Origin of the sequence: Actinoallomurus purpureus (assembly GCF_024055795.1) — a bacterium.
Taxonomy (GTDB): domain Bacteria; phylum Actinomycetota; class Actinomycetes; order Streptosporangiales; family Streptosporangiaceae; genus Actinoallomurus; species Actinoallomurus purpureus.
In genome coordinates, this window is record NZ_JAMXMY010000001.1 from 916,656 (window position 1) to 928,789 (window position 12,134).

The 12,134-nt window shown below is 69.9% G+C and carries 2 protein-coding genes (1 of these 2 only partly in view); one reads left to right on the forward strand and one right to left on the reverse strand.

Annotation, left to right across the window (positions count from 1 at the left end; all coding sequences use genetic code 11):
• Positions 1-156, forward strand: a complete 156-nt coding sequence (locus NE236_RS04290) for a hypothetical protein (RefSeq protein ID WP_252840451.1) — start codon at positions 1-3, stop codon at positions 154-156.
• On the opposite strand, the gene NE236_RS04295 is transcribed toward NE236_RS04290, so the two are convergent.
• Positions 147-12,134: the 3' end of a toxin glutamine deamidase domain-containing protein gene (locus NE236_RS04295; protein WP_252840452.1), read on the reverse strand. 16,683 nt of this gene lie beyond the right edge of the window; 11,988 of the gene's 28,671 nt are visible here — the last part of the coding sequence; its start codon lies beyond the right edge, outside the window — the gene reads right to left on this strand; its stop codon occupies positions 147-149. The genes NE236_RS04290 and NE236_RS04295 overlap by 10 nt on opposite strands.

The window sequence follows — 12,134 nt, forward strand, 5'->3', positions numbered from 1 at the left end:
TTGACCCATGCGCTGGAACACCTGCCGCGCAGTGTGGCCGTTGCCGAACCGCTCACCGCGCGGCAAGGTCTCGAAATCTCGAACAACCGCTCCACGGTCTCGTCGGCCGGCCGGTCGTCGGACTTCTCCGCCCGGTCCGCCGGCGATCAGCGGTAGACGACGGCGACGGACACGCAGTACGCGGTGGTGCAGTGACTGCTCTCGCGCCAGGGATCTTCCTTCTTCTGCGTCCCAGGCTTGAGGTTCTCGTAGTGGCGGGGTTCCCACCGGGGGCCGGTGGCCGACCAGGTGTCCAGGCCCGTCAGGTCGGGAAGACCTGGCAGCTGCGTGCCGTACCTCAATGCCGGGGAAACCTGCGGGGCGAGCGCGGCCCACTGGACGTCACCGTGCTGGTCGGTGCCCGGGGCGATGGTGATCGGCCGGCCGATCCCGTGGCTGGTGTCGATGCCGCCCCTATCGATGACGTGCAGTTCGAAACCGAGGTAGGAACCGATCAGACCCCGGACGATGTCGTAGTCGGCCGGGCCGGTGAGGTTGATGGCGGAGTCAACGACCTCATCGTGGCCCACGCCTTCAGCATCGGCGATCCGGTGGATCTCCTGCCGCGTCTTCGAGTCCACCAGATCGGGGCGCTCGATCCACCACTTCGTCAGCGCCGCCCGGAGCTGTTCGTGAGTGCTGATGAACGTCTCACGGTCGAGCAGGAAACCGCCACCCATCGTCGCCAAGATCGCGGTGTAGAAGGAATCACCGCCCGGCCTGGTCGGTACGACGTCCAGCCCTGCGAGGGTGGCGGCCTGTTGCTGGGCGTCGTTGAGGACGGCGGCCACACCGGCAGAGTCGCGGGAGGTGAGCCGGGCGCTGCCGTCGATCCGCGCGGCGGCGAACGCCTCGTGCTCGTGTCCGGTTTCGGGCACCACCGCCGCCCACCCAGACGGCGTGGTGGCCCCCCCGCTGATGCGGGCGACCACGATCCGCCGGCCGGCCGGATCACCGTGCTGATGGACCTGCGCGTCGGCGTCGACGACCAGCAGGCTCGCACCGGCATCGTCGGCCAGCGCCTCTCCTAGCAGGTCCACGGCCAGCAGATCGACGATCTGTTCCCAATGCCCCGGCCTTTCCAAGGCGGTCGCGATGTACTTCCACGCCGCACCGGAGTTGACGTGGCGGCTGACCTGGGCGTTCACCCCCCGCAGATCCTCGACCGTGTCCGGGGCATAGCCGAGGTTCTCCTCGACGATCCGCTCAGCCGATTCGAACACGAACGCCGCATGGATCAGCGGCCAGTCCACCAAGGCCGACGCCGCCGCCATGCGCCGGATGCGTTCGGCCAGCTTCTTGCGTAGCTCGATCTCATCGGCCACGCCCAGCAACTCTCCACCGGCCGCCTCGATCGCCGCGCCGAAGAGAGAGCCGCCCCCCAGCGGGACGGCGCCCACCTGCGCCCGCTGCTGACCCGCCCACGCCTGCTGGGCCAGGCTCGGCTCATCGGAGAGCGCATGCCCGGCCGTGACCTCGGAGGTCCCTGCTGCCGGCCCATCGCTGCCGGCCACGCCGGGGGCGGCCAGATCGCCTGCGGTAGAGGGCACCCCCGTCGCCGATGCTCCTTCGGCATCCGCCAGGAGGTCGGCGGCCCCGATCGTGCCGGCGGCCGTTTGGAACGGGCTGCCGAGCGTCTCGGCGGGGATCGTGCGCCCGTCGGGACCGACGGCCAGGGCGAGCCCGTGCACCGGCGTGGCCAGCGAAGGGCCCGGCATCGGTGCCACCACCCGCGCCGGAGCCGAATCGTACGGGTCGAACTCGACGAGCCGAAGACCGCTCGTCGTGTTGACCAGCACCCGTATCCGCAGCCCGTCGATGAAGAAGGCCGTGCCCCGGGCCGGGACCACGCGGATCAGCTCAGACAGGGAAGGCACCGCGACCCATTCGGTGGCGGGTACTCCCCAGCCGTACGGGCCTGGCCGGGCCGCGCCGTCGTCGACGGCCTCGGCGGAGATCCCCGCGGGGCGGATGCCGCCACCAGAGCGCGGGTACAGGGCTTCGGCCAGTTCGGTGACGAAGGTCAGGCCCAGGCCCGTACGAACGCCGCGCCCGTCGGCCCAGGCCGGCGACAACGACTCGGCCAGCTCGCCGACCAGCGTCGTGAGCTGATCCGGTTCCCACTGCCCGGCGACGCCGGACGTGGCGGGTACGGGCGCCCCACCGGGGGTGGCGTGCGCCGCCCAGTGCGCCCAGGCTTTCCTGAGCCGGTCCAAGACGGGATCGGCCGCGTACGCCGCTGCGAGAGCGCCGGCGGGACCCGCCGGGTTCCGCATCGTGGTGTCCGTGGCGGTCTGCGCCGCGACCGTGTCCTCGATCGCCTTCTTACGGGCATCGATCGCCTGCGACAGCCGGACCAGCAGGGGGTCGGCAAGGTTCGGCCCGTTCAGAGCCGAACTCGCCGCGAAGGGCGTGGCCGACGGCGGCAACCCCACCCAGTGCCGTGCCTCGGCCGCGATCGAGGCGACGTAGACCGGCCGGCCGCGCCCGTACCTGCCCACGACACCGCTCGGGTGGACCACACGGACGGCCAGGCCGAGCAGGTTCAGGAAGAACGGCGCGACCTCGTCGGCGAGGCTCGGCCAGAAGTCCGGGTCGGCGATGCTCGTGATGATGTCGCGCAACGCCTGGCCGCTGTCGAACCGCTGATCGATCAGCTTGGTCAGCGCCAGGTAATCCTCGGGGTGAGAGCCCGATCCGGCATGATCACGTTCGGCCGGCCGGGTCGTCCGGTGCTCCTGCTCGTAGATTCTGCGCACCACGAGCCACAGATCGAGGTCCTGAGCCTTCTTGATCGCCTCGACCAGGTGGCCGCGCAGTTGCGCCGCGTCCCTGACGAAAGCCCCGTCGACGAAGACCTCGCCGCCTGCGGCCTGCAGGATTGCGTTGTAGAACCGATCGCGATCAGCGGGCACCTCGGCGAACCGCTTCCAATGGCGCTGGACCCACTGCCGCTGCCAGGCGCTCACCCCCGCCGGCACCGGCCCCTGCCATGCCGACGATGGCTCCGCGGGCCCATCCGCGGGCGCCAGGGCGAGGCCGTGGTCCGTGTCCGGCTCGCGCCGGCCACCGGCGACGGGGGCCGGACGGGTGCCGGCGCCCATGGCCGGCGGCGTCGTCAGCGGCGCCAGTCCCACCCACGCGTCCCCGGACTGATCGTCCCGAGCCACCAGGGCCAGCGTGATCGACTCATCGCCGTAGGAGGTCACACGCCCGTCCGCCGTGGCGACGCGGATGCCGACGCCCAGATAACGGTGCGCGAGCAACGGCCACAGGCGACTGGGCAGCGCGTTCCCGCCCTCCGGATCCTGGATGCCGGCGATGAGCTCCTGCCATACCTCACCGTCCGGCCGCTGGGGTTCCTGCCGCTCCACCCCGGTCGGCGACCCGTCGCCCGGATCCCGGCCTCCCCGCTGCGCCCGGGCGCTTGTGTACGCCTCCGAGATCGACTTCCAGTCGTCGGAATCCGCGGGGGAATACATCCGCTGCACCAGCGCACTCCGCGCCGCGACCGCGTCATCGAACTGCAGCGGAACCCCCGAAGCACGACCCGCGGCGATCAACGCGTCGAAGAAGCCGGCGTCGCCACCGCGCGGACCGACGAAGCTCATCCCCAGGGCGGCGGCCCGGACGACCTGTCCACCGGACAGCCCGGCGAACACCGAGCCCACGCCGGCCGGCAGCCCGAGCCACCGCGACGCTTCTCCGGAGCGCTCGATCTCGACGACCACGACCGACGGGGATCCCGACCCGTACGAGCTCATCCGCCCGTCGGCCGCGACGATCAGCACGCTCAAGCCGAGATACTCGCTGATCAGCGGCGGGGCGACCTGATCGCCCAGTTCCTCCCAGTAGCCGGCGCGAGACACGCTGGCCTGGACCTGCTGCCAGGCCTGCGCCTCGATCTGCTCGGTGAGCCGTGCCTGTTCCGCCGGCGACTCACCGTGACCGGGCTGCGCGAGCACTTTGGCCCGGGCGGCGGAGCGGTAAGCCGTGACCACCTTTTGCCACCAGTCAGCGTCCTCTGCCGGAGGCCGGCCGTCCATGCGCTCGCCGAGGAGGCGACGCAACGCGTCGACGTCGGCGAGCTCCCGTGTCTCACCGCCGACGGTGACCTGGCCGCGGCTCGCCGACAGCACCGCCTCGTACAGTGAGCCCGCCTTGTCCAACCGCAGTCCCCACGACTGCGTCCACCGCACCTGGGCCCAGCGCACACCGGCGGGCACACCACCCGAACCGAACCCGGGCCGGACCGGCGCGTCACCAACCGCGCGATCCGGGCCGTGCGTTGCCGGCGCGTTCGGACGGGGGGTTCCGGACGCCGGTGCCGGCCGTACGGTGGCGTTCGGGGCGAGCGCGGAAGTGTCCTCCGACGGGACGGTCACGTCGGTCCGTTCATGACCGGTCAGCATGAAACCGTAGACGGTGTCCTGCGACACCGATGCCAGCTTCCCGGACGGTCCGTCGAGCAACACCACGGCATTCAGCTGGGCGTCATAAATGGCGTTGAACACATGACCTGTGCCGTCGGGCCGGTACACGCCCACGATGCCGTGCGCCCCCGGCCCCTCCGCGACCAGGAGATCGACAATCTGGTCCGGCCCGCTCAGCCGCCGGAACGGTGCACCGAAATACCGCTCCAGGAGCGAGTCCTCACGCCGCCCGTCCGAAGGCGCCGGCGTGAACTCCTGTCCCGTCGACAGCTTCGTGGCCACCGCCACCGCGACGTTCACGCAGTTGACCAGATAACCCTCCTGACCGGCGTTGAACTGCACCGAGTTCAACGCGAGCAGGTCCGCGTAGTTCCGCTGCAAGAACGCGATCGCGTCCAGTGAATGCTCCGGATAACGCTCCCGCCAGTACACCTCCACCGCAGACGCCGGCTGCCAGCCCCTCGCCGTCGTTTCCGACGGTGCGGGCTCCGATCCGGACACCCCGGTGGCGGTGCGCTCCTCAGCGAGGGAGTCCTTGAGTTCTTCCAGGGCGGTCAACACCGCACTCTCCGCTGAGCCGACGCGGGGCCGCGTCGCGGCCGGTGCGTCCGGGTTGGACTCTTCGGCGGACCGTTTCAGGCGCTGCCCGCCCACGGCGCCAGACCACACCGGTTTCCCGCCCTGGGTGCCGAACGTGCTGAGCGACACCCACCCGTTCGGATCGGCGTTGCTCTCCGCGTCCATGGCCGGGGCGACCTTCGGATCGACCGCGCCCGGTCGGTAGGGCAGCGCGGCGTCTCCGAAATAGGAAGCCGGCTCCATCGACACCCACACCGGCCACACACCGGGGGCAACCTTCGCCCACCGGTCGCGCGGCGGATCCCACACCATAAACCCGACCATCGCGTCCGATATACCCAGATCCCAGATTTTTCGGACGAGTAGCTGACTGATGATGACGCCCGGGTTCTCGCCACCCGCAGAGCTGGGAGACGCACTGACGCCGGGCGACTCCACCCGTACGACCAACCTGCGCCCCCTGTTCGCGGTGACCTGCGCGGCGACATGCTTCGCGAAATCGGTAAGGCCGTCGGCCTGATGCGGCTGGAGTTCCTGCCCGGGGAAGAACTCCAGGTACAGGTGGCTCGACTCCCGGCCACGGAGCTCCTTGATCAGGCCATCGGCCTTCTGGACAATGGTGACCGAATCGGCATAGCCGAAACTGTTTGGCGTGGTCCGTGCGACGTCGGACCGGATGGCCTCGAGCGCCTGTCGGAGCGATCCGGCCCTCCAGTCGCCGAATCGGCGGAAGGCGTGCAGGGCGAGCACCGCTTCCGCAAGCAAGTTGGTGGTCACCTCGCCCTTGGTGATCGGTTCGCGAAGCCGCTCGAAGGCACCGTTAACGGTGTCCAGGAGGACGCGAACCCGCCCAACCAAGTCGTGGCCCTTTGGCCTTTCGCCCAGAGCCTTGACCGCGTCCTTCAGCGCACGGACGTAGACCCTGCCCTCCTCGCTCTTCTCGTTATTCTGAAGCCGCTCCTTGACCTGGTATGCCCACCGCGCGAAACTCTCGGCGGCTTCCGACCTGACCTTGATCTCATCGAGGGTGAGCTCGGACTCTTCCGAGATGTCGCGCCACTCCACGACGATAAGAGGATGCTTCAGGCGCCCGCCGTTGTCGTCCGGGAGGGGGAAGTTCGTACGGACGTTCATGCCCGTGTTCTGATCCACGTACAGACGACGGCGATCCTCGGGCCACAGCAGGTTGTCGGCCCAGTCGCCCAGCGACACGTCCGTCCGATACTGCAGCGCGTAGTCGAAGACATCCCGCGGAGCGGATCTGCGCCTTTCCACCACCCGGAGATCCTTGAGACGTTCTCTACCGAACTCTTTCCTGAGAACTTGTTCGAGCTCGCGCCTGATCTTGTCGCGTTTGCGATCAAGGAAGTCCTGGGCGTCCGGGGAGAGGAGAGACCTGATTCCGGCGAAGTTCGTGCGAAGGGTGCCGAACACCTGGTTCTTTGCTCGGTTGCCGTCGAACAGCTGCGTGTCGACCTGGGCGAAGACATGCGAGGCCAAGATGACCATGGCCTCCCTGAGCGCCAGCACATCCGGCGTGAAGTCCATCGCGGATACGGCATGCTTGTCGACCTCGCTTCCCGTACCGCTCTCGACGAACCAGCGAGCGATCTTGAGGGCGAAACTCGAGCTGAGGTCCAAATACCGGTGCAGGGTCCTATCGGTGAAGAACTTCTCAACGACGACCCGCAGGAAGGCCGAGTAGCCCTCCAACGGGATGCCCACCGAGATCTGCCCGTAAATCGAGTCCAGACCCTTCACGCCGTCGGGCCCCACCATAAGGGTGACGTCGGGATAGTGGAGCTTCTGTCGCCCCCCCTTCTTGGGCGGAAACAGCTCCTTCAGCGGGGTGCCCCGCTGATTCGGCCCCAGCACGCCCCGCCGCCCCAGCAGATCGCGCGGAGGCCGGGCCGTGCTCAACTTCGCGATGAGAGCTCGTTTGTTCGCGAACGCCTCCTCAGCGGAGCGCAGATTGTTCTCGCCTGGCATGATGACGCCGTGCGGGTCGGACACGATCTCAATGACCTTGACATCTACGAAGGTCACCGGCCCTAGGCCGGCCGCCTCTGCGGCCTTCCGGGAGGGGAAGTAGCGTCCCCCGGCCACCGGTAGCGTCCAGGTATCGGTCATCAGCTTCAGGCCCAGATCCGGGTCCTCCATGAGGACCACGTCGCCCTTCCAGGGGTTACCGTCGTGGCGGTGCACGATGACACCGATCTCCAGTTCATCCCCGGCTCTCCCGTACTTCAGGTCAGGTGACGGGTGGAGCAGCGCCTCCACGGTGGTCGCCGCCGTTACCACCTCTTCCTTTTCGGACAGCGGCACCGCATGGCCTGAGGGATCGACGACGATCACCCGTACCCCGGCGAACGGCTCCGCCTTGTCGATCGGCTTTTGCGTCTGCTCGATCGCCGGCGTGACCCTCTCCCCTTCGGCATTCTGGGTCTCGATGTGGAACACCGTCTTGCCTTCGTTACGCAGGACGAACCCATGCCGATGCCTGCGCTCCGATGGCGGTGACGTCAGCACGAACGCTGCCGCGCCGTGACCGAGCTCTTCAAGACGCTCAATGACGGTGCCGAGCGAGGGTTCCACCGGCCGCCAGTCACCGCCCAGAGCGGCCGCGAGAGAGTCCTGCCGCCGCGACTGGTAGAACGCGGAGTCGTCACGCGTGACTTGGGGGCCGAAGAACTCGGCACGCACCTTCTCCATCCGTGCGACACAGTCGGGGGCGTTGCTGCCACCCAGCCCGAGCGCCTTGCCGAGCCGCTTCTCCAGCATCTGGGCCGGGGACAGGGTCGGCTCGAGATCGAGGCGTGCCATCGGCTTCGGCTTCTGGGCGCTACGCGACCCGCCGGCCGAGGACGGGGCCGATTCCTGCCTAGGCTTGGCCGCGTCGCTGTCCAGGGAGAGCGTGAACGGCTTGCGCGTGTTCTGCGCGGCGACGGGCCCATGACGCTCGTCGGCTGCCGTCGGAGTAGGCCGGACGGCCGACGATGGTGCGGCCGCCTCCTGTGCGGCGTCGTGCGTGGGTACTTCGACAGCCGGATGCTCGACCGGCTCATGTTCGACCGGCGGGACGGTCACCAGGTGGCGGTCGATCGAGCCGTCGGGGTCGCGGACGAGCAGTTCGACCGGGATGCCGCGGTCGGCTGCGAGCCGCCGTGCCGTCTCGGAAGCGGTCGCCAAGTGTTCCGCGCGGGTCCACAGCCGTAGTCTCCCAGCGGTGTGCGCCGCGGCCCTCTCGACGACCTGGGCCGCGGCGTCGGGCGGCAGAGTGCCGTCCTTCGCCCACTGGGCGGGAAGCCGGTCCTCGCCGAGCGGTGGTCGTTCCAGGGCCAGATGCGGATCGGCGGCGATGAGCCGCTCCACGACGGTGGCCGGAAGCATGCCGACCAGGCCGTCCTTGTTCGTGACGGTTACGCGATGGCCGTGCGGACCGGTGATGTGGTACTCGGCGTCGAAGACGTAGTAGTCGAAGTCGCCGGCGCGCTGACGGTTGGACTCGACGTAGTCACCGGTCGAGTTCTTCTTGACGCGGACCGTCTTGCCGCCCCTGTCGCCGGCGACGCCGGGATCCAGCAGCGGACGCTCCGCGCCCTCCTGCAACGGCTGGCCGACCGGACGGCCGAGGTCGAACTCGGCGCTGGCGCTCCAGCCCCGGTGCTCCTCGTACTCGCGTTCCGGCTCGGCGGCGTGCTCGGGGAAGTTGAGCGCGGTGTACCCGCCCCGCGTCAGCCACCGCGCCCGGTTCGGCACGAGCCGCACGGTCAGGTGCTCGCCGTTCACGAGCGGGACGCGGTACGTGCCGGCCAGCAGCGCGGCGATGTTGGCGCGCAGGTTGCGCTCGCTCAGCGCGAGGTCGAGGGTGAATCCGTCCTGGGTGCCCGGCGCGAACTCCTCCACGATCGGCTCGACGCCGCGCGCCACCGCCTTCTCGTCGACGCGGCGCCACGGGACCGCCGCGAGCGGAGCCCACGGCGGCAGCTTCTCGGCGCCCGGCATCGACAGCGCCTGCACGTGCTCGGCCAGGACGGTCGCCAGCGCCGAGGGAGCCGACGCCGGCGTGCGCGCGACGACCGGTGCGGGCTTCGTGGACTCGGCGACCGGTGCGGGCTCTGCGGGCTCGGCGACCGGTTCCGTTGACGGCCGGGCCGTCGTCGTGGTGAGGTGCGTCGGCACGAGGACCGTCGCCTCGCCGTCCACCTCCACCGTCGCTGCCGAGGACCGGTCGGACGGGTACAGACGAGGCCACATCCGGCGGCTCTCACCCCGGGACAGCACCTCCATCAGGGTGGGCACGGCGGTCAGGGCCTGCTTGGCCCGCCGGATGAGCTCGTCCGGCGTGTACCGGTGGAAGACCTCGATGCGGTATGTGACCTTGTGCGTGAACTCCTGGGCGGTGTCCTGCGCGGTGGCGCGCCGGATGTCGCGTCCGACGCTGGTCGTGCCCACTTTCGACCGGCTGCCGTGCTCGTAGCCGCCGCTCACCTCAGCGGCCGGACGTAGGCCGCCCGGCGCGGCCGCCGACCGGCCGTGCAGGAAGGCCGCCACCCGGCCGGTGCGGCCACTGCTGCGGGCCTGGCCTTCCTGATCGAAGGCCTGCCCGCCGGTCGTCACCTTGACGTCGGGCCGGGGCCGCTGGTATTCGACCTCTTCCTTACTGACCGTGACGCGGATCCCGGTATGCACGGTGCCGGTCGTCCGCGGGGACATCTTCATGTCGTCCCAGGCGCCGTAGTTCATCCAGTACTTGGCCGGGAAATTGAAGATCTGGCGGATGCCGCCCCGGCGCGCGATGCCGAACTGGGCGCGAATCGCCTCTTCGGAGAACGCCGTGTCCACCGCGCGCACGATCTCCGGATCGGTGCCCCCGCCGAGGATCTCGATGATCTTGTCGCGCACCCCGTCCGCGTCGACGTTCTCCACGTATGCGACGGCCAGTGCGAGGTTCTGGTCCAGGTAGCCACGCTCGCCCTGCTTGGCGGGCAGGTCATCGCGGGCGGGGACAGGCAGGCCGTGGTCCGCCGCGCGGACGTACGGCGCGAGGATGTCCATGCCACGGTCGATCTTCACGTGGCGGGTGACCGCGTAGAACAGCGGTGTGGGCAGGCCCCGGCGCTCCTTGCGCAGCACGTTCCCCTTGGGCCGCTCCGGGAGCCTGCGCGGGCGGCGCCAGCGCACGTACTCGATCGTGTACACCGGGTCGGCGCCGACCAGTTCGCCGTCCCCGCTGTAGGTGCCCAGGTTCAGGTCCAGGCCACCGCCCAGCTCGCTGCTGTGCCGTGCCCACGACGCGTCACCGCCCCCGGTGAGGCCGCCCGAGACCTGGCTGGCCGACTTCTGGCTGGCCGTGTGCTCACCTTCCGCGGCGGGAGCCGCGCCGATCCGCCCGACCCCGCTGAGGCCGCCGGAGACGTCGAGTGTGTCGGTGACCTCGTTCTGCTCGCCGAAGCGAAGATCGGCCTCGGTGTACTGCTCCAGCGTGCCGCCCTTGACCGTCTTCTCGTGCCGGGCGTTGAAGGTCCGCACGCGGATCCTGACCTCCCGCTGCCACCCGTCGCCGGCCGGCGGCAGCGGAACCACCAGGCCCCGCTTGCTCATCATGGCCCGTGCATTCGCCTCCAGGAACGTCTGTGTGCCGACGCGCAAGATCCGCTCCGCCGCGCCGTACCGGCCGCCGGACGGCACGATTTTGGCGAGGACCTGCTGGAACGCGTCCGCCTTCGCGCCCACCCACGATGCCTCGTGGTGCTCTGCGATCATCTCGGCGAGCTGCGTCGAGATCTCGCTGACGCCGATGAGGCCGACCTGAATACCGGACAGGCCCTTCTTGGTCAGGTCGAACTCCTCGCCCTTCTCCTCCCCCGGCCAGGCGCCCAGCCGCGCGACGGCGTCGTCGTCGTTCGGGCGTGGTCCGCGAGACCAGGTCCGGCCCTTCTCCACCGTGACCTGGCCGACCCCGAGCAGCTCGTCCGCCGGTATCGGCTTGTCCGGCAGGTGCGCGTCCGAGACGGTGACGGCGGTCCAGTACCCCTCGCCGGACAACTCCTTTACCTGGGCCGCGACCACGCCTTCGGAGGCCCGCCGGGTCGTGACCGCCAGTGTGTAGGCGGTCTCGTACTCGAACCGGGTGACGTCCCCGGCGGTCCGGTCGCGGCGGTACTCCTTGACTCCCGTGGTGTCGATGACCTTGTGCGTCCAGGAACGCTTGAAATTCAGCTTGAGCGCGTTGATGTCCAGGCTGAACCCGTGGTCCACCCTGACCCGGGCCCGAATGTCGGTGCCGGCGCCGAGTGCGAGACCGGCCTTCTCCTCGGTGTCCATCGAGACGACGCCTTTGCGCTGCGAATCCAGCGTGACGCCGCGCTCGGCCACCGGTTCCCGGCGCAAGGCGCGCAGCTCGGCGTCGAGCGTGACGGTGAAGACGTGGTCGCCGACCGGGATTTCGTGGGAGACGCCACCGTCGATCAGAGCCGCATAGGCGCCGCGCAGTCCCGGCACGCCGAACTTCATGGCCAGCACCCTGTCCAGGTGCTGCTGCTCGGCCGCCGACAGCCGCTTCGCGACGCCCGCCGAGCGCATCTGGTGCGCCAGCGCGTCGCGCACCTCGCGATACGCCTCTTCCAGGCCAGGCGTCTCACGCACGATGCTCCGGCCCAGGCCCATCCGTGCGGCCAGTGCCTTCGGCTCCCGCGGGTGCACCCCACGCCACGGCCGCAACGGACCGCGGACCCGACCGTCCCTGTCGATGACGAACCGCGCCTCCGGCGATACGACCGGTGCGCTGCCTTCGGCGGCGTCGTCGTTCGCGAGCGGCCGGCCGTCGGCGGCGAGTACCGGTCTCTCCGGCCGCGCGCGTATCAGCGCCACGGCCCGAGCCCAGGGTGCCGGTTGGTCCGTGTTGGACTTGTCCAGCTGCCGCAGCAGCGCGTCGGTGAGCTGGACCTGCGGCACGCCGCCGCGCGCGACGAATTCGGCGAGGGCGTCCATGTGGGCCGCCCGCAGCGCCTTGACCAGCTCGGTGCTCTCGTCTCCCCGCTCCTCCGACGCATCGCCCCGGCTCTGCGCCGCTGCTGTCGG